13 protein-coding genes are annotated in these 18,809 nt (G+C 53.8%); 3 read left to right on the top strand and 10 right to left on the bottom strand.

Annotated features, from left to right (window positions below; all coding sequences use genetic code 11):
* Positions 1–37 precede the first annotated feature (37 nt).
* From F0P93_RS18865 to F0P93_RS18910, 10 genes are all read right to left on the bottom strand, one after another.
* Positions 38–538: a DUF2271 domain-containing protein gene (locus F0P93_RS18865; protein ID WP_150878649.1), complete on the bottom strand. Its 501-nt coding sequence runs from the start codon at positions 536–538 to the stop codon at positions 38–40.
* A gap of 4 nt (positions 539–542) precedes the next feature.
* Positions 543–2,015: an ankyrin repeat domain-containing protein gene (locus F0P93_RS18870; protein WP_150878651.1), complete on the bottom strand. Its 1,473-nt coding sequence runs from the start codon at positions 2,013–2,015 to the stop codon at positions 543–545.
* Between the two features lie 189 nt (positions 2,016–2,204).
* The gene (locus tag F0P93_RS18875; protein ID WP_150878653.1) at positions 2,205–3,314 is read right to left on the bottom strand and encodes a mechanosensitive ion channel family protein; all 1,110 of its coding nucleotides are present in this window, start codon (positions 3,312–3,314) and stop codon (positions 2,205–2,207) included.
* A gap of 97 nt (positions 3,315–3,411) precedes the next feature.
* Positions 3,412–4,005 carry a GNAT family N-acetyltransferase gene (locus tag F0P93_RS18880; protein ID WP_150878655.1) on the bottom strand — a complete coding sequence of 198 codons (594 nt, stop codon included), beginning with the start codon at positions 4,003–4,005 and terminating at the stop codon, positions 3,412–3,414.
* Between the two features lie 12 nt (positions 4,006–4,017).
* On the bottom strand, positions 4,018–4,419 hold the full coding sequence (locus F0P93_RS18885; RefSeq protein WP_150878657.1) for a nuclear transport factor 2 family protein: 402 nt from the start codon (positions 4,417–4,419) through the stop codon (positions 4,018–4,020).
* Positions 4,420–4,682: 263 nt separating this feature from the next.
* Positions 4,683–6,131, bottom strand: coding sequence for a DUF1501 domain-containing protein (locus F0P93_RS18890; protein WP_150878659.1), 1,449 nt, complete (start codon positions 6,129–6,131; stop codon positions 4,683–4,685).
* 109 nt (positions 6,132–6,240) lie between these two features.
* Complete coding sequence (locus F0P93_RS18895; protein WP_150878661.1) at positions 6,241–9,702, bottom strand: DUF1553 domain-containing protein; 3,462 nt, start codon at positions 9,700–9,702, stop codon at positions 6,241–6,243.
* A 134-nt stretch (positions 9,703–9,836) separates the two neighbouring features.
* On the bottom strand, positions 9,837–11,363 hold the full coding sequence (locus tag F0P93_RS18900; protein ID WP_150878663.1) for a c-type cytochrome domain-containing protein: 1,527 nt from the start codon (positions 11,361–11,363) through the stop codon (positions 9,837–9,839).
* Between the two features lie 171 nt (positions 11,364–11,534).
* Positions 11,535–12,602, bottom strand: coding sequence for an NHL repeat-containing protein (locus tag F0P93_RS18905; protein ID WP_150878665.1), 1,068 nt, complete (start codon positions 12,600–12,602; stop codon positions 11,535–11,537).
* 40 nt (positions 12,603–12,642) lie between these two features.
* Positions 12,643–13,050: a contact-dependent growth inhibition system immunity protein gene (locus F0P93_RS18910; protein ID WP_150878667.1), complete on the bottom strand. Its 408-nt coding sequence runs from the start codon at positions 13,048–13,050 to the stop codon at positions 12,643–12,645.
* A gap of 198 nt (positions 13,051–13,248) precedes the next feature.
* On the opposite strand from F0P93_RS18910, the gene F0P93_RS18915 reads away from it, so the two are divergent.
* The 3 genes from F0P93_RS18915 to F0P93_RS18925 all read left to right on the top strand — a co-directional run bounded on the left by F0P93_RS18915 (position 13,249) and on the right by F0P93_RS18925 (position 18,547).
* Positions 13,249–13,920: a sigma-70 family RNA polymerase sigma factor gene (locus F0P93_RS18915; protein WP_138994910.1), complete on the top strand. Its 672-nt coding sequence runs from the start codon at positions 13,249–13,251 to the stop codon at positions 13,918–13,920.
* A gap of 57 nt (positions 13,921–13,977) precedes the next feature.
* Positions 13,978–14,979 (top strand): FecR family protein, encoded by a 1,002-nt coding sequence (locus F0P93_RS18920; protein ID WP_150878669.1) that lies wholly within the window; start codon positions 13,978–13,980, stop codon positions 14,977–14,979.
* Between the two features lie 418 nt (positions 14,980–15,397).
* Positions 15,398–18,547, top strand: a complete 3,150-nt coding sequence (locus tag F0P93_RS18925; RefSeq protein WP_150878719.1) for a SusC/RagA family TonB-linked outer membrane protein — start codon at positions 15,398–15,400, stop codon at positions 18,545–18,547.
* Positions 18,548–18,809: the final 262 nt, after the last annotated feature.

Genomic DNA, 18,809 nt, shown 5'->3' on the forward strand with positions numbered 1-18,809 from the left:
TATCTCCACACAGAAATGGTCATAAATCCGGCCGCTGTTAATTAGGGCTGTTGGGACTGAAGCGTACGTAGCGGATGTAGCCTGTTCCCTCGCTTTTGGCGGAAAGCCCTTCCGTCGTGAGCGGAATTTCGAGATCTTTCGCGTGATCTTCCTTGTCCTCCACGGCACTTTCAAACCGCAGTTTATAATCTTTGTTGAGCTTCGAATTATCGATTTCCAGCACGATAACGCTGCGATCACCACCGGCCACCGATGCTCCGGTGATGGCACTGAGGTTGGGCGTTTTTTTACCCAGCGCTTTGTACCAGGCTTTGACGTCCGGATACCATTTTTTATCGGAACCGAGCACATACAGGGTTTTCTCGTAAGTTCCTTTCCCGTTCATGAGCGAAACCGCGATGTACGCTTTTTCGCCCATGTAGTTGGTCATCTGGATCATACACTTATACTGGGTAGTCCCGGACTGAGCCACCGAAGCCGATGGCCGGGAAACGATAATCGACAAAGCTACTAAACCGATTTTAAGCAAATTGGGCATAACCTTATTTCAGAAAAGTAACGGAAACGTTGCTTTTGGAGAGCGATTCATTTTCGCTGGCCAGGTCAAAAGCGGTTTCTTTAAAATTAGTTGCAATGTCTTTTTGGGCACCGATGGACAGCAGGTATTTCAGCATGGCGTCATCTTTGGACACCATAGCGGCTTTGTGCAGGGCGGTGATGCCTTCCTTGTTTTTGCTGTTTACGTCGATTTGCAGTGCTTCCAGCCGTTTCACCAGCGGAAGGTCGTTTTTAGTAACCGCCAGGTGGTAGAGCGTATTGCCGTTCTGCTGCGGAGCTTTGACATCGAGTCCTTTGTCCTGAAGCAGTTTCAATTTTGCATCAAATTCATCGGTTCGGGTTGCGTTGTAGGACTGCACCAGGTAAGCCAGCAGGTTATCGCCGGTTTTGTCCGTTGCCTTGACATCGGCCCCTTTGCTCAACAGATAGCTGACGACTTCGGGCGAATTACCCCGTACGGCCATTGCCAGGGCCGTTACGCCTTTCTGGTTGCTCTGGTTGATGTTTTTCACCTTCGGCTGGAGCATTTCCAGTACGGCCAGATCCCGGTTGGCGGCAGCCGCATTCATGAACACCGTATTGCCTTCGTCGTCGGCCTGGTTGACATCGACACCTTTGGCCAGAAAATACTCGATGATTTCATTTTGCTTGGGCCGGCGAACCAGCGCGTGCAGAACATTTTCACCGGCTTTGTTGGTCGCGGTCGGTTTCAGGTTCAGGCTTTCCAGGTACTGGAACACCTCAATGGGCGTGGCACCCCGGCGTCCACCCTGGCTGGCCATGATCAAGGCGTTGTCGGTGGCCGGAACCCCGCGTTGCAGCAAGGCTTTCAGGATGTCGATATTGCCACCCCGGGCCGCATAACTAAAGGCGTTGTTACCAGCCGCGTCCGTACTTTTCAGATCCAGGCCTTTCGAAACAAAATAATCCGTCAGCTTGAGATCCTTGTCGTTGGCAACCGCAATCAGTAAGGCATTGGCACCGTCGTGATTCAGGTCTTTCTTCAAATCGGCGCCGTTCTGGAGACACAGGTCATACACCCGCGTGTTCGTCTGTCCGTTACCGGCTGCGAAATTCAACACCGTCATGCCGTGGCTGTCTTCCACGTTGGTTTTGGACCCTTTCGCCAGCAAATATTCCATCAGTTCCACATTGCCCCGACTGGCCGCCCAGTGCAGATAAATCCGGCTATCGTGGGTGATTTTGCTGACCTCGTTGCCGGGTTGCGACAACAGGTATTTGATGGTCTCGTTGGGCGCCTGGGCATTGATCGCCATCACGACGGGATCAAAACTGTTGGAATTGAATTGCGACGGGCTGCTCCCTTTCTCAATTTCGGCTTTCACCTGACTCACGTCCGGTTTACCCTGCCAGAACGACGGTTCCAACAGCGCGTTTTTCTGGGCCTGGGCGGAGAGAACCGTGCCGAACAGAAAAGCGATCAGTAATTTTTTCATACGGATATACTGAAATAGAAATGCTGATACCATGCGCTCAGTTTTCATGTAAAAAACCAAACGGAGTGCAAATTAATAAGATTCAGTCTAGATAAGAGCCGTTTACGGGTATTAAATTTGAAAGAGACTAAATACAGACCCTTAGAAAAGTGAGGGAGACAACCAGGGAAAGCCCTGCTAGCAGGGCAATCAGACGGATGGGGCCGTTTCGGTAAACTGAAACCGGGTTTGGGGCAGGCTTTCGGGGTACGCATCCCGCAGAAAAGCGATGATATTTTCCCGCAGAAAACACCGCAGATCGAAGCTTTCCGGGGCGTTGCGCGAAGAGGTCAGGATGCGGATGACGACGCAGGTCGGTTGGGTGTCGGTCACCTGAACCACACACACTTCCCGGTCCCACAACGGATTGTTCTCAACCAGCTCTTTCGCCTTTTCCCGAATGCGGTCAACCGGGACATTATAATCCAGATACAGCAGAACCGTTCCCAATACCGACGCGTTCGACCGGGTCCAATTCTGAAATGGTTTTTCAATGAAATAGGTGATGGGCAGAATGAGCCGACGGCGGTCCCAAACCCGCACCACCACGTTCGTCAGGTTGATTTCTTCAATCCGGCCCCATTCATTTTCCACCACCACGGCGTCTTCGACCCGAATCTGTTGCGTGAAGGCAATCTGAATACCGGCCAGCAGGTTGGCGATGGTGCGCTGGGCGGCAAAACCAATGACGACCGACGCGATCCCGGCAGAAGTCAGGAAGCTCAACCCGATTTTTCGCCCGCCGTTGAACGACAGCAGCAACACGGAAAAACCGACGGCAATGACCAGGATGGAGACGAGTTGCCGGACAAAAACAATCTGGGTCACGAATTTCCGCAGGTGCAGATTCACATCGCTGGCCGTGTCATACCGGCGGATAATGAGTCGCTCCAGGACTTTCAGAAGTTGAACCACCAGCCAGGTAGTGGTGATGACAAAGGCAACTTCGGCCGCTTTGGAGGCATACGGAAACCGCTGGAACGAACGCTCCTGAATGTTGGTGATGATCAGAAAAAACAGGGAGGGTACGAAAAAATAAAAGGCATTCCGGACGTACTGACGCAGAAAGCCCAACGCTTCGACATGGCGACGGCGGAGAATCATCCGGATGGTTTGCGCCACAATCATATTGACCAGCAACCCGGCCCCAACGGCCACAGCCAACAAAAGCCAACCCGAAATTTTCCGGTTGTGCCGCAGCCAGCGATCGATCTCCGTGCCGATCTGGCTGAAATTATCCCAAAAATCCGTCCAGTTCATGGTATACTTGTAGAGGAGTTAGCTATAAAAGACACCTGAGACGGAAATTGTTACCCGGTTTCTGGAAAGTTTTTCTACGTCGCGCCATCGGCGGCCCTTACAACGCCCGCATCCAGTACACCATCGGTTTGGGGGTCGAAATCACTTCGCCAAGGTCGGGCCAGGCCAGGTTGCTCCGCAAAGACGGTTCTTTGTGATACCCTCTTTTGAGCCAGAACGCATCATTAGGCCGGTAATCGAGCGGTTTGGCGGTATGGCTTTCTTCACGTTCAACCGAGCAGAAGCAGGTGAGTTTGAACGTGCCAAACCGGCGGGCGTGGGCTTCCCGTTCGTCGAAAAACCGGTGGCCCAAACCCCGCCCCCGATAGGCTGGGAGCAAAATGCTTTCACCGAAATAAAAAATCGTATCCAGGTCAAAACCAGCCTGTTCGAAAGGGAGCCGGATGTCGGCGGTCTCGTCCTGCAACGGGATGCAGGTGGTGGCTCCAACCATTTTTGGTCCGTCGTACACGGCGAACAGAAAGGACCGTTCCGATTGTGCGTAGGTTTTCAGGTAGTCTTTTTCGTAGTCGACCGTGCCTTCGTAGAGATACGGGTAGTCACGAAAAACCGCAATCCGCAAAGCCGCCAGGTCATCAAAAACCGATTCAATCTCAAATCCTTTTTTCGTTAGAGAAGAAAGCGATTGCATGCGATGCGGTTTTTAGTGTGAAACCGCTTGAATCCACTGGGGCAGGTTGTAATAAGTCGTTACACGGGTTATTTTTTCGTCAGACACTTCCAGAAAAGCCGCTGCCGGAACGACGTAGGTCTGGCCGGTGGCCGGTGGCAAACCGTCTTCGGCCTTTTTATAAATGCCGTTTACGACAAATTCAACGGCGACTCGTTTATCCGATGGTTCACTCAGAAAAACCAGCTCCGTCAATTTCTCATCGTACGATTCGTCCATGTGACGAACAAAGTCGGTGAATTTTTCCAGGCCAATGCGTGCTTCGCCCTGATTGGGTTCGTGCCGGATGTCGGGGTGGACCAACGCCAGCATCCCGTTCCAGTCTTTTTGATTGAAGCAATCGTAATAGGTTTTGACAACGTCGAGAGAAGCCATTAATTCAAATGAGTTTTTGTGGAGAGAAGTAGCCCCGCAAATATAGGAAGGATAATGCAGTTCCGGCAGACATCTAACGAGAATGGATTCCAGCAAATCCAAAAAAATAGCCCACGATTTCAATCGTGGGCACGTGGGGAAAAGTCATGACTCGCAACCGGTTTAACGGTTTTAAAGCCTTAAACCGTTAAACCGGTTGGGGTATATTCGTTTGGTTTCGTATTCCCACGGTTAAAACCGCGGGCTATTAATGGAATGATTTCTCACGCCAAAACCGGCTTCACTACTTTTCCGTGCACATCCGTCAACCGATACCGCCGTCCCTGGTGCTTGAAAATCAGCTTCTCGTGATCGACGCCCATCAGGTGCAGAATCGTGGCCTGAAAGTCGTGAACGTGGACGGGATCTTTGACTACGTTATACCCAAACTCGTCGGTTTCGCCATACACCATGCCTTTTTGCACGCCCGCACCGGCCATCCAGACCGTGAAGCAACGCGGGTGGTGATCACGACCGTAATTTTCTTTCGACAGCTTGCCCTGCGAATAATTGGTGCGGCCAAACTCGCCACCCCAGATCACGAGCGTATCGTCGAGCAGTCCGCGTTGTTTCAAATCCATGATCAAAGCCGCCGATGGCTGATCGACGCTCTTGGTCTGAATTTTGATGTCGTTCGGCAAATTCCCGTGTTGATCCCAGCCCTGGTGGTACAACTGCACGAACTTGACGTCCTTCTCGATCAGCTTCCGGGCCAGCAGGCAATTGGCGGCAAACGTTCCCGGTTTGCGGGAATCGGGGCCGTACAGGTCAAAAATGTAATCCGGTTCTTTCGAAATGTCGAGGGTTTCGGGCACCGACGTCTGCATTCGGTACGCCATTTCGTACTGCGCCATCCGGTTGTTGATCTCCGGGTCCAGCACCTGTTTAATCTGTTCCTGGTGCAGTTTTCCTAAATAATCCAGCATCCGCCGACGACTGGTTTTGTCGATGCCCGGCGGGTTGTTGAGGTAATATACCGGGTCGGGGCCGGAGCGAAAAACCACGCCCTGATGCACCGAAGGCAGAAAACCGTTGCTCCACAGCTTGGCATACAACGGCTGATCGCCATCGCGCCCTTTCGAGAGCAGCACGACAAACGCCGGTAAATTCTGATTGTCGGAACCCAACCCGTAGCTGGCCCAAGACCCAAAGGAAGGTCGGCCCGCCTGCTGTGAACCGGTCTGGAAAAACGTCACCGCCGGGTCGTGGTTAATGGCTTCGGTATTCATCGAACGGATGAAGCACAAATCATCCGTAATCCGCGACGTGTAGGGTAATAACTCACTGACCCACATCTGACTGTGGCCGTGTTTGGCAAACTTGAACTTGGAAGCCGCCAGCGGAAACCGGCTTTGTCCGGCGGTCATCCCCGTCAGGCGCTGGCCTTTCCGGATGGATTCGGGCAAATCCTGGCCCCACATCGTTTCCAGTTTGGGTTTGTAATCGAATAAATCCAACTGCGAGGGTGCCCCGCTCTGAAACAAATAGATGACCCGCTTCACCTTCGGTGAAAAGTGCGGTTTGCCCGGCGCACGGTTTTCTTCGCTTCCGGCCAACCCTTTCGTCGGATTGAGCAAGGATGCGAGGGCAATGGCTCCCAAACCGGCGCTGGTTTTGCCAAGAAAGGTCCGGCGGCTGAGTTGATCGTGCAGTTCGTCTTCCAGGTTGTTCATAGCCTTCTCATTTTTCTCTCCGCTCAACTCTGATTTTCTCTGCTTAACTCCGCGATACAAAAAAGCTATTTCGCGGAGTTAAGCAGAGAAAATCAGAGTTGAGCGGAGGTTATCGTTTGATAATCGCTTCATCAACGTTCATAATCGTGCTGGTCACCACCGTCCAGGCGGCCAGCTCGGCAGTCGGCAGGGTTTTATCGACCGGATATTCCCCCACACTTAACAATTCGGCCGCCCGTTTGGGATTTTTCCTGAAATCAGCGAGTTCTTCGGTATACAACTGCTTCATCAGGGCCACTTCAGCAGGCCGAGCCGGGCGGCTGGTTACGGCTTTAAACACATAGCTGATCAACGGCTCATCCCGTAATCCCTTCTCCAAGGCTTTTTGTCCCAACACCCGGGCGGCTTCCACAAATTGCGGGTCGTTCAGCGTCACCAGGGCCTGCAAGGGTGTCGAGGTTTTCTGCCGTTTCACGATGCAGGTGTGCCGTTCAGCGGCATCGAAATTGAGCATCATCGGGGGCGGTGACGACCGCTTCCAGATCGTATACAGACTCCGGCGGTAGAGGCTGTCGCCGTGACTTTGTTCGTAACTGATGGCATTTCGGGTGGCTAAGGCTTCCCAGATGCCGGAGGGTTGGTAAGGCAGAACGCTCGTTCCACCTATTTTTTGGGATAACAAACCACTGGCAGCCAACGCATTGTCGCGAACCTGCTCCGCCGACATCCGGTAGCTCGGGCCACGCGAAAGCAGCGAATTGTCCAGATCGGCTTCCAGCTTTTTGGCATCCGCCACCGACGACTGGCGATAGGTGGCCGACATCACAATCATTTTCTGCAAGGCTTTGGCATTCCAGATGCCCGCCCGTCCGGCGCCATCCCGGAAGCGAACGGCGAGGAAATCCAGCAGTTCGAGGTGGGAGGGAAGGTTGCCCTGATTCCCGAAATCGTCGCTGCTTTTCACCAGGCCCTGACCAAAATACTGTTGCCAGAACCGGTTGACCATCACCCGGCTGAACAGCGAATTGTCCGGATTCAGGAGCCACATCGCCAACCCCAGGCGGTTTTTCGGATAGTCGGCCGGGAAAGGCATGAACTGTTCGGGTGTTGCGGGTGTCACCTCTTCGCCGGGGGCATCGTAGGCACCGCGTTTGAGCAGAAAGGTTTTGCGGGGAAATTTCCGCTCTTTCATCACCATCACCTGATCGGAATTGTTGTACAGCATCACTTCTTCCGCCCGGTTTTTCTGAAATTCCGCAAAGGCTTTTCGGTACGTCGAGTCGTGTGCGGTAACGTAATAGGTGTACAAACCGGCACGTTGTGCCGCCGTCCGTTTGGCGGTTGGCGTAAACAAAGCCGTCGTCAGGGCGTCCGGCTGACCCGCCAGTTTCGGAATTTCCAGCGGGGTCAGGGCGCGGTTGTAAATCCGTAACTCATCAATCGCGTAATCCTTGATGTAATGATCGTGGATCCGGCCAATCAGGAACGGCGAACCGGACCAGTTTTTGCCATTTTTTCCGCGGTCGATGCTGTGAACCAAGTGGTCGGTAATGACTTGAAGTTGAGTCGGTTGTCCGTTCAGGTAGAGTTTAATGCCGCCCGCCCGGCCCGAGCCGTCGTAGGTCATGGTCAGGTGAAACCATTGTTTGTAGCGGATTTTGGCGACGGTTTCCACATCGAGGCTGTTGTCGGGCCAGACGTGGTTGATCGTGAGCTTAAACCGGCCATCTTCCAGCAAACCAATTTCGTAGCCCCGGTTTCCGTCAAAGGGCCCGTTCGACTTGCCCATCAGCATCCCTTCCAGACCCGGCTTGGCCACGTTGAACCACGCACTCACCGAAAACGGCTCGTTTTGCTCAAAAAAGCCGACTTTCCGGGGCAATTCAATGTTACTGTCGCCCTTCAGATACCGCGCCATGCCCACTTTCCCTTTGATTTGGTACGGGAAACTTTCCGGATCACCGGCCAAACGCGCGGGTAGCGTGTCGTTCACCTGATTCCAGAAGGCATTGCGGGGGTCTTTTTCCAGTTCTTCGCGGGTTTTCGGAACGACGGGTTTCTTCACTTCCGGCAATCCCAGTTTTTTCCGCCGTTCTTCCTCTTTCTTTTTGAGCTCGTCTTCTTTTTTCCGTTCGGCGTCTTTCAGTTTCTTTTCCTCCGAACTTTCGTAGGCTTTAAAATCCCGCCGATCGGCCTCGTCAAAGGTATAATGCGCCACCAGACCGACGTTGGCCGACGAAGCTGGATTCCGTTCCGCCTGGCTCAGCCACTGCCCGAAAGCTTGCTGGTATTCGGGGCGATTGGGATTTAGTCGCTGCTGTAACGGTTTGATTTTCTGGTGAATAAACTTCAATTTGGCGTCAACCTCCGAGGAGGTGAGCGTGATCGTCGGGGCGGGTTCGCCGTTGTACGGAATCTGGCCGCGCTCGTTGTTGTTGTTGAAAAACGCAAACAGCGAATAATAATCTTTCTGGCTGATCGGGTCGTATTTGTGGTCGTGGCAACGGGCGCACTCGACGGTCATGCCCAGCATCGCTTTCCCGAACGTATTGACGCGGTCGGCGACGTATTCCACCCGGTATTCCTCATCCACAATCCCGCCTTCCTGGCTCTGCTGGTGGTTGCGGTTGAACGCCGTGGCCAGGAGCATGTTTTTCGTCGGATTGGGCAGCATATCGCCCGCCAGTTGCCAAGTGATGAACTTGTCGAAACGCAGGTTTTTGTTGTACGCCCGAATCACCCAGTCGCGGTAGGGCCACATCGTGCGCAAACCGTCGTCCTGGTAGCCGTGCGTGTCGGCGTACCGGGCTGCATCCAGCCACTCAACGGCCTGGCGTTCACCATAATGCGGACTGCTGAATAACCGGTTGACCACTTTTTCGTAGGCATCCGGTGACTGATCGGCCAGAAACGCATCCACTTCGGCCACCGTCGGCGGCAAACCGGTCAGATCCAGCGAAACCCGGCGCAGCAAGGTTGCTTTGTCCGCTTCGGCATTTGGCGATAAGCCTTTCTCTTCGAGTTTTTTAAGGACAAAATAATCAATCTCGTTTTTGGCCCACTTCGCATTTTTGACCTTCGGCACCTCCGCCAGTTGGGGCGCAATCAGCGACCAGTGCGGTTTGTATTCGGCCCCCTGCTCAATCCAGCGAACGAGCAGCGCCTTTTCTTCGGTCGTCAGAATGAGATTAGACTCCGGCGTTGGCATCCGGTAGTCGGGGTCGTCGGAAATGATGCGGTGGTAGGCTTCGCTTTTGGCCAGATTACCGGGAACAATGGCTTTTTTACCGCTTTCGGCCAAGGCTTCGTAGGCACTTTCGGCAATGTCCAACCGCAAACCGGCTTTTTGCTTGGCCTTATCCGGGCCGTGGCAGGCAAAGCAGCGGTCGGATAAGATGGGTTTGATATGGAGGTTGTAATCGACTTTTTCGGGCAATTTGCTTTCAATCGCCAGCAGTTCCGCCGGTTTTTCGACGCTCGTTTCACACGAGCTCCCAACGGCCATCGAAAACAGGCCAATGGCTGCGCTAAGCAGGAAGGATTGAACTCGTATGTCGGTTAAATGACGCATACGAACAAAGGGGTTTAAGGGAAAAACACAATGAATTTACGAAAATCAACCGGGTTCGTAAAGAAATAAACCAATTTGGCTTCAAAAAAGTGCTATATCCTTGCCAAAACCGGTGTTTCGTCCGAAAGGAATCCTCACTTCGCTTTTTCTTTTTCCGCTTTGGCCGAATCCGCTTTGGCAAAGGCCGCAATGGAATTCTCGCCCAGTCCCATGTTGATTTCCAGCCCCGGCAACGCTTTTTTCAATTCCGCCACGCCCGCATCCGTCACTTTGGTTTGCCAGAGGTAAACGGTTTTAAGATTTTTGATACCGGCCAGTTCGGCCAGTCCGGCATCGGTCACGGCGGTCCCGTACAGATTCAGGTATTCGAGATACAGCAGGTTTTTCAGGTTTTTCAAACCGGCATCGGTCACTTTCGTTTGTTCCAGGTGCAGCTTTTGCAGGTTTTTCAATTGGGCCACCTGCGCCAGCGTTGCGTCCGAAATTTCCGTATCCCCCAATTTCAGCCAGACAATTTGCTGGCTCAGTTTCGGCAGCGAAACCGCCTGCGCATCGCTGAAGGCCCGGGCGTTGACCGCGCTGACTTCCAGTTGATTCTGTTCTTTCGACAGCGGCAAAACCAGCAAACCGGCTTTTTTCAGCTCCTCGATGGCTTTCGGATCAGCGGCTGGCAGTTTCATCGTCAACACCGGCGACTCGGGAGCCGGACCGGTGGCGACCTGCTCACCGCCCACGTTTCCGCCACCCGTTCCCAGTGCGGCCAGGGCCGGTTTGATGGTGTCGGTCACTTTCAGTTCGGCTACTTTTTTGTCGAATGGAGCGCCCTCATTGATCCACCAGGTGAGCAGCGCAATCTGGTTTTCGGTGAGCTGGGTTTTGCCTTTGGGCGGCATGTGGTGGTCGTCTTCTTCCGGCAACAAACACACTTTAACCAGTTTGCTTTGATCGGCTTTACCGGCAACCAGAATTGCGCCGTCTTCGCTGCCTTTTTTGATCATTTCGGGCGAATCCAGCCGCAGATCGGCCTTCGATTTTTCGGGATTATGGCACTGAATGCAGCGACTTTTCAAAATGGGATGCACGATTTGCTGATACACCATCGCCTGATTGACGTCTTCGATGGGTTTCGCGGCTTCTTCCGCTTCCTCGCGGGGCGGAATGCCCGCCAGCGACCGGAACGGTTCCGGGGTGTGTTGGGTCAGGAAGTCAGACCCATGGGTGAGCGACCCGCCTTCGTGGCCAGCGGCCAGCAGCAGAATGATCCCGACACCCAACGCCGGGTAATAAAACAGCGGACCAAAGCGGATTTTGGGCCCGATTCGTTCGTGTTTGATGGCCCAGGCCACCCAGGCAAAAACCGCTACGCCGATGCCTTCCCACATGTGCAGGTTCAGCGTTTCTTCTTCATAGCCACCACCCAGCGAAAGCAGGTAACCGAAAATACAGGCCATGGTGGCACTGACGGCCGACCAGAACAGAATCAACGTAATCGTATGGGAACTAACGGTTTGGCGACGCGTCAGCCGGTCCAGTTCGAGCAGGCCCGCAATCAGCAGAAAACCGATCGGCAAATGGACGATGAGCGGGTGAAAATGCCCGAAGAACAAAGCCCACTCGGAGGGTTGCGGTGCCGTAGCCTGTAAGAGAATAAAAGGAGTCATTGAATCAATCGGATGTTCAATTTTGGGAGGAACGTCGGCCTGAGCAGAGCCTGACGAGTACGCGTATGATTCCAAGCCGGGCCGAAATGAGTTCCGGCCCGGCAAAGGGTATCGTTGAGTTCAGCAAGAAGGCCGTCATTGCGGGCATAATCGCACTAGCGGCCGGTTTTATCAGCTAACGCGCTGCAGTTTCACCGGATAGGTTTTTTGAGAAGCCCACTGCGGTACATACACATTTTCGTCGCCATCGACCAAAACATCGTGCGGATGCATGAAGGCGGTGAAGCTCGTGTCTTTCCGCTGTTCTTCCAGTTTGCCGTCTTTGTAAACCGGTGCCGAACCACCCGGCGTGGAAACCACCTTATCGTTTTTATCCAGAATCTGGATGTAGCCCGAGTTTGGATAGGCATCGGACGTACTGCGAAAAACCGCACCGTAAATCATGTCACCGTGCAAAACCGGTCGGCAGATGTATGATCCCGGTAAGGCAATGGTCGACAGGTACTTGCCATCGAGCGTAAACCGCTTCAGGCAGTTGTGACGGCGATCGGTAATGAGCAGGGTCGGATTGGCTTTGTTGCGGGTGTCGACCAGAATGCCGTGGCAGCAATCGAACTGACCGTTTTCGGAGCCTTTACCGCCCCAATGCCGGATGTATTTGCCCTTGGCGTCATACTGCGTGATGTAGTTCAGGCCGTAGCCGTCGGCGATGTAAATATCGCCGTTAGCGGGGTTAATGGCGGTTTCGGTCGGGGTAAACTGCGTCGGGTAATCGTATTTACCGGTTTCCTTTGGGTAATCGATTTTCAGCAGTTCTTTGCCTTTCAGGTCGGTTTTGATGACCTGATGCCGGTTGTTATCGCAAATAAACAAGAATTGCTCTCCCCCTTCGTTGGCCAGCGTCAGGCCGTGGGCACCGGGGTAGGTTGTCCCCCAGGTTTCGAGCAGTTTGCCTGATTTATCGTAGATGATAACGTTATTTTTCGTCTCATTGGTCAGCAGAATCAGGCGGCCTTTGGCATCTTCCACCATTTCGTGGCAGTCGTTGACCGGGTTTTTGCCCGCATCCAGAACGCCCCAGTTCGGCACGACCCGGTAGCGGTGCGAGCCGTGTCCGACGGTTTTTTCATCGGCTTTGGGCTGGGCACCGAAATTAATATGGGGAATCGTTAATCCGACGGCGGTTGCGGCTGTGGCCTTCGTAAGAAACGTGCGTCGGTTTACAGGTTGTGAATTCATAAGAGCAATTACAAAAGGTTTAGGAAATTGGGTGTTTAAGCTACGACAATTCGAGAAACCGCTCCGGATTGATGCCCCGGTCTTCCAGCTCGAACGAATTGTTTATAATAAGTTGGTGAATATACTGCCAAAACGGGCGATTTGTCAACCAAAAATTCAAATCGACGTTCAGAACACTCTGAAAAAGGTCGCCGGGGTAAAATTCTCCTTCGGCAAACGGGTTTTTGGTAAGCCTTTCAAGGGCCATCGGAATCAGGTACGGCAACGAAATTCCTTCGGCAATCAGCAACCGGATGTCTTCCGTGCTAAACTGGTTCAGGGGCGTCTGCCGCAGGGCGTAAATTTTCTGGCTCCGGTTGTCGCCAAAATCCGGTTCTTCTCCACTTGTTTTCTCCAGATTGTCAAGGGTTTGCTGTTGCCAGTTTTCCTCCATTTCCGTACGGTTCATGTCAGACAGGAGACGCTTCCAACCGCAAATTCCCGCGCCCGAAACTGCTTCTGTACGTGTAAAGGTATCTTTTTTATCGGCGGAAAATCGCGGGGAATGGTGAAAAAAACACTAAAAATTTATTTTTCACCCACCATGTGAGGTAATAAAGTGCAAACTTGTCTATGTTAAATACCACCTGGTTTAGCAACACGCTGCATGCAACAAGTACCCTTAGACGATACCGAAAACAGCGGAGATTCTTTGCCGCGTTTTTTGGGAAGCCACCAGCCGCTTCAGCCCGGCAAAGTGACGGACGACGAATTGATCTTTCGACAACTCTTCGCTCAGGATCCGAAGCGCGGTTGCGAGCTGCTGTTCCGGCGGTATTACACCAATCTGGTCAACCACGCGGTTCGGTTCGTCTACTCGAAAGAAGTGGCCGAGGATCTGGTGGCCGAAGTCTACACGGCGTTCTGGCAGGACCGCGTTTTTGAACGGATAACGACGTCTTACCGGGCGTATCTCTACCAGACGGTTCGCCACCGGTCCTACAACTACCTGCGGTGGGAACTGCATCCTTCCGATTCGCTGGACACGCTGCACACCCAGGGCATATCACCGGCCCTGCAACCCGACGAGGTGCTGCATTATAGCGAACTGCACCAGAAAATTGAAGACGCCATCCAGAGTCTGACTCCGCAGTGCAAGCGGGCGTTTCTGCTGAGCCGGATTGAAGGGAAAAAGTACCTGGAAATTGCGCAGGAGATGCAGATCAGCAACAGTGCCGTCGAGAAACTGATGATCAGGGCACTCAACCAGTTACGTCAGGAATTGAAAGGAGAATGGTTCATCAGTCTGCTGCTGGGGCTGGTTACCTGCGCTTACTGATGGGCCGATGACACCCTTCTTTCTCCAGTTGACTAACCGGCAAAATTTGAATCTGCTATGGAACCCTTACTGATAAAACGCATTGTATTCGACTTTTTCGATGGAAAAGCGACGGCGATCCAGCGAAAATACCTCGAAGAATGGCTGACCTGCGAAGCCAACCACGAAGCCTATTACCACTACCTGGATGAATGGGAAAGCCAGCGACCCCAGTTTTCGGTAGACGCCGAAAAAGCACTGACCGCCTACCAGCGGGTGCTGGAAGACGACCAGCCGACCGTAACCCCATCGAAAGTGCTGCCGGTTTCCCGGTCCGGCCTGTTTCAAAAATGGCTCCCCTGGGGCATAGCGGCTTCCGTTACCTTGCTGGGCCTGCTGGGTGCCTACGTTTTCCGGGCCCAAATCCTGTATGAAACCCACCGGACGGCCTTCGGCCAAACCAGCGAGTATAAACTGGCGGATGGAACGGAAGTGACGCTAAATGCCAATTCCAGCCTGCGCGTTCCCCGGTTTGGTTTCGGGAACAAAACGCGGGAGGTATATCTGGAAGGCGAAGGTGAATTCAAAGTGACGCATACCGCCAACAACCAGCGGTTTATCGTCCGGACGGCGGATCGTTTTCAGGTCGAGGTGCTGGGAACCGAGTTCGTGGTGTATGCCCGGGCCAAAGGCAAACGGGTGTTTCTCAGCAAAGGCAAGGTAAAACTGGATCTGCCTCAGGGTCAGCAGCTTTACATGCGTCCTGGCAACGTGGTGACGGTGGCCAATTCCGGCCGGTACCGGCTCACCCAGACCAAAACCGCCCGCCCTTTTGTTGCCTGGAAAGACCACTGGTTTTATTTCGACAACACCTCCCTGACCGAAGTCGCCGATCAGATTCAGGAGCAGTTTGGAATTAAGGTCGTGGTGCCCGAACCCCAACTGGCCCAACGGCGGATTGCCGGTAATTTCCGGGCCGAGCAGGCCGACGACCTGTTCCAGATTTTAGCCGAATTACTGACGATCAACGTGGTGAAAAAACGCCATTATATTGAATTGACTACTCCTAAACACCCTTAACCATTCCTATTCCTAAATCCTACTGAAGATGGTAATCTCATTTTTACAAAAAACGGCCCTGGTTTCGCTGGCAGTGCTCAGTCACCAACTGACGCAGGCACAACCGATTGCCCTGGCCCGGCAACAAAGCCGATCGACGGAGGTGATTCAGACCGTTCCGGCGGCAGGCCAGAAAATGAAAGAAGTGTTGACGGAATTAAGCCGCCAGCATCAGGTCAGCATTCTGTTCGAGGAAACGACGGTTAACGGGATTGTCGTTCCGGCCAACGTTCGGCTCCGTTCCGGGAAGCTGGAAAAGCAGTTGGAAACCCTGCTGAAACCGTATGACCTGATGTTTAAAAAGGTGGGAAATCAGGCGTACTACATCATTAAAAATCCGGCCAAAGCCAGTGCTCCGGCCACGCCGGCTCTGGAATCGATGAATACACCCGTTTCCTTGAAGGAACCCACCGCAGCAGGAAGCCCGGTTTTCTCGCCGAATGCGCCATCGGTCAACATCGCCGACTTTACGGTGAGCGGGAAAGTTTCCAGTGAAAACGGCGAAGGCCTACCCGGCGTTAGCGTCGTGATCAAGGGAACCCAGCGCGGAACCGTGACCAATGCGGAGGGCACGTACTCGCTTTCCGTTCCGGAAGCCGCCAATGGTGCCACACTGGTTTTTAGCTTCGTGGGGTATTTGTCCCAGGAAATGAACGTCAAGGCGTCGACGACCGTGAACGTTTCGCTGAAACCGGACGACAAGGTACTGGAAGAAATTGTCGTCATTGGGTACGGTACGGCCCGGAAAAGCGACTTGACGGGGGCCGTTGGTTCCGTGAAAGAAGCCGAACTGAAGGAACGCCCGGCGGCTTCGCTGACGCAGGCGCTGGCGGGCCGGATGCCCGGCGTGCAGGTCAACAACAACTCGGGTCGGCCCGGCGGTCGGACCACCATCCGCGTTCGTGGGTTTAGCTCCATCAACTCTTCGAACAACCCACTGTATGTGGTCGATGGGGTGATGCTGCCGCAGGGGAACCAGAACCAGTTCAGTTCGGCCATCGACTACATCAACCCCAACGACATCGTTTCGGTGGAAGTGTTGAAAGATGCCTCCTCGACCGCCATTTACGGCGCGCGGGGTGCCAACGGCGTGGTGCTGGTGACGACCAAAAAAGGAAAATCCGGTGAAGGTCAGGTGACCTACAATGTCGATTTTAGCGTGAATGCGATTGGTCCCAACCGCCCCCGGGTTTTGAATTCCCGGCAGTATATGGACGTGGAAGATCTGGCCTGGGCCAACATGGCGAAATACGATCCGGCGGGGTGGGCCGCCGGCAAATGGGCGTATCTGAACCCCAAACTGCGCCGGATCGACCCCCGGGTCTGGAATTCCGACGGCAGTCCGAAATACGATACCGACTGGTTCAAGGAAACTACCCAGAATAAATTGTCACAAAATCACCAATTGGGTTTCAGCGGGGGCAACGACCGCACGCAGTATTCGATCTCACTGGGCTTCCGGGATGACCAGGGTTTGCTCAAGACCTCGTACATGAAACGGTATTCGGGCCGGTTTACGATCGACGATCAGGTGAAATCGTGGTTGAAAATGGGCGGTACGCTGAGCTACAACAACCAGACGGAGAACTTGGTGGACGTCAACGACGCCGTGGCCCGCCAGATTGTGGAAGATTTTCCGTTCCTGCCCGTTCAATACGAAGACGGTTCCTTTGCCAACAACCGGGATTTTCCGTTTGCGGAAGGCACCATGAGCTCGTATCACCGCCTGATGGGTCGCCGGTATATTCTGAACACGCAAACCACCACCGGAAGCCTGTATTCCAACATCAGCCTCGCCAAAGGGCTGGAAATGCGGACGGTTTTGGGAGCCAATGTGCAGACCCAGGAAGTGAACCAGTCCAGCACCCGGACGCTCGAAATCGGCGCGAACGGGACGGCATCGGCCAACAATTTCAGAGACTCGTTCTGGTCGCTGGAAAACTACCTGACGTATAACAAACAGATCAACGACAAACACGCCATCAACGCCCTGTTGGGGGTGTCGTGGCAGGAGTCGAACTACTTTGCGATTGGGGCCAGTGTCCGCAACTTTGCGACGGACTACTTCGGTTTCAACAACCTGGGCGCGGGAGCCACCAACCCGGCGGTGAGTTCGGGAGCCTCCCGTTTTTCGTTCAACTCCTATTTTGGTCGGATCAACTACAGCCTGATGGAGAAATACCTGGTGACCTTCACCGGTCGGGCCGATGGTTCTTCGAAATTCGGGAACAACCACAAATTTGCGTTTTTCCCCTCGGCGGCTCTGGCCTGGCGGGCATCGGAAGAAGAGTTTCTGAAAGGCAATGCCATCATCTCGAACCTGAAAGTACGGACCAGCTTCGGTCTGACGGGGAACTCCGAAATACCGCCTTACTCGTCGTTGTCGCTGCTCAGCTCGAACTACGCGACCATCTACGGCGACAGCCGGGTGTCGGGTACGGGGATCAGCCGGTTGGCGAACCCGGATCTGCGCTGGGAAAAAACCGCCCAGACGGATGTTGGCGTGGAACTGGGCTTGCTGAAAGGCCGGATCAATCTGGAGGCCGATTACTACTACCGCAAAACCACCGACATGCTGCTGGATGCGCCGGTTCCGCGCACAAGCGGCTACGGCACGATTCGCCGGAACGTGGGTTCAATGCAGAACAAAGGCTTTGAATTCGGTCTGAACACGGTCAACATCGACGCGGGCGGTTTTCAGTGGAACTCGACCTTCAACATCTCGTTCAACCGCAACAAAGTCTTGTCGCTGGCGACGCCGTCGGACATCTTCAACGTGGGTGGGCCGAACTTTACGAATCCGACGAACGTGATCCGGGTGGGCGAACCGGTCGGGTCGTTCTGGGGGCTAACCCGGGTGGGCGTCTGGAGCGAAGCCGAACGCGAAGAAGCGGCCCGGTTTGTGAGCTACCGGAATGGGTTGACGATGCTGCCGGGTGACATCAAATACCTGGATGTGAACGGTGACCGCGCCATCACGGATGCCGACCGGAGCATCATCGGGAATGGTAGCCCGAAAGCCTGGGGCGCTTTTTCCAATACGTTTCGCTACAAAAACTTCGATCTGACGCTGGAATTGCAATTCTCGTACGGCAACGACGTCATGGATCTGAACATCTCGACCAGCGAAGACCGCCAGGCGCTGGCCAACAGCTACACCTCGGTGTTGAATGCCTGGACGCCGACGAATCAAAACAGCCAGATTGCCGAAATCCGCGATACGCGGGCCGGTTATGTGTTGAACGTCGACAGTTACTGGATCAAGGACGGTTCGTTCCTGCGGGGCCGGAACCTGCTGTTCGGGTACACGTTTCCGGGTGTTGTAACCAACAAGCTCAAACTGAACCGCTTGCGGGCGTATGCCACGGTGCAGAATTTCTTTCTGCTGGTGAAAGACAAAATCATCGGAGATCCGGAAGTGACCCCAACCAATCAGGGTGATGCTAACAGCGCCTTCTCGCAAGGAATGATCTGGCACAACTATCCGAAACCGACCACGTTCATGTTCGGCTTGCAGATTGGGCTGTAGGTTTACGGTTTACAGTTTACGGTATTCGGTTTACGCCGGGCCGTCGCTACGGTGCGGTTCCCCGCCGGGAGTGACGCGAGCTTCGAAATGAGCATGCGTCAGCTACCGTAAACGGAAAACCGTACACCGAAAACAAAGCTTTATTCATTTTAGTCAAAATTCGATTTTCAAAAAATGAAACATATCCTTCATAAAGTGAGCAAGGTGGCCCTGCTGGGGGCGGTGCTGCTGGGTCCGGTGGGTTGTTCCGATTTCCTCGACG

This window comes from Larkinella humicola (assembly GCF_008727875.1).
GTDB classification, from domain to species: Bacteria; Bacteroidota; Bacteroidia; order Cytophagales; family Spirosomataceae; genus Larkinella; species Larkinella humicola.

Excerpts from the sequence above, each read along its gene's own strand:
- F0P93_RS18865 (WP_150878649.1), bottom strand. The coding sequence starts at position 538 with ATGCCCAATTTGCTTAAAATCGGTTTAGTAGCTTTGTCGATTATCGTT.
- F0P93_RS18870 (WP_150878651.1), bottom strand. The coding sequence starts at position 2,015 with ATGAAAAAATTACTGATCGCTTTTCTGTTCGGCACGGTTCTCTCCGCC.
- F0P93_RS18875 (WP_150878653.1), bottom strand. The coding sequence starts at position 3,314 with ATGAACTGGACGGATTTTTGGGATAATTTCAGCCAGATCGGCACGGAG.
- F0P93_RS18880 (WP_150878655.1), bottom strand. The coding sequence starts at position 4,005 with ATGCAATCGCTTTCTTCTCTAACGAAAAAAGGATTTGAGATTGAATCG.
- F0P93_RS18885 (WP_150878657.1), bottom strand. The coding sequence starts at position 4,419 with ATGGCTTCTCTCGACGTTGTCAAAACCTATTACGATTGCTTCAATCAA.
- F0P93_RS18890 (WP_150878659.1), bottom strand. The coding sequence starts at position 6,131 with ATGAACAACCTGGAAGACGAACTGCACGATCAACTCAGCCGCCGGACC.
- F0P93_RS18895 (WP_150878661.1), bottom strand. The coding sequence starts at position 9,702 with ATGCGTCATTTAACCGACATACGAGTTCAATCCTTCCTGCTTAGCGCA.
- F0P93_RS18900 (WP_150878663.1), bottom strand. The coding sequence starts at position 11,363 with ATGACTCCTTTTATTCTCTTACAGGCTACGGCACCGCAACCCTCCGAG.
- F0P93_RS18905 (WP_150878665.1), bottom strand. The coding sequence starts at position 12,602 with ATGAATTCACAACCTGTAAACCGACGCACGTTTCTTACGAAGGCCACA.
- F0P93_RS18910 (WP_150878667.1), bottom strand. The coding sequence starts at position 13,050 with ATGAACCGTACGGAAATGGAGGAAAACTGGCAACAGCAAACCCTTGAC.
- F0P93_RS18915 (WP_138994910.1), top strand. The coding sequence starts at position 13,249 with ATGCAACAAGTACCCTTAGACGATACCGAAAACAGCGGAGATTCTTTG.
- F0P93_RS18920 (WP_150878669.1), top strand. The coding sequence starts at position 13,978 with ATGGAACCCTTACTGATAAAACGCATTGTATTCGACTTTTTCGATGGA.
- F0P93_RS18925 (WP_150878719.1), top strand. The coding sequence starts at position 15,398 with ATGAATACACCCGTTTCCTTGAAGGAACCCACCGCAGCAGGAAGCCCG.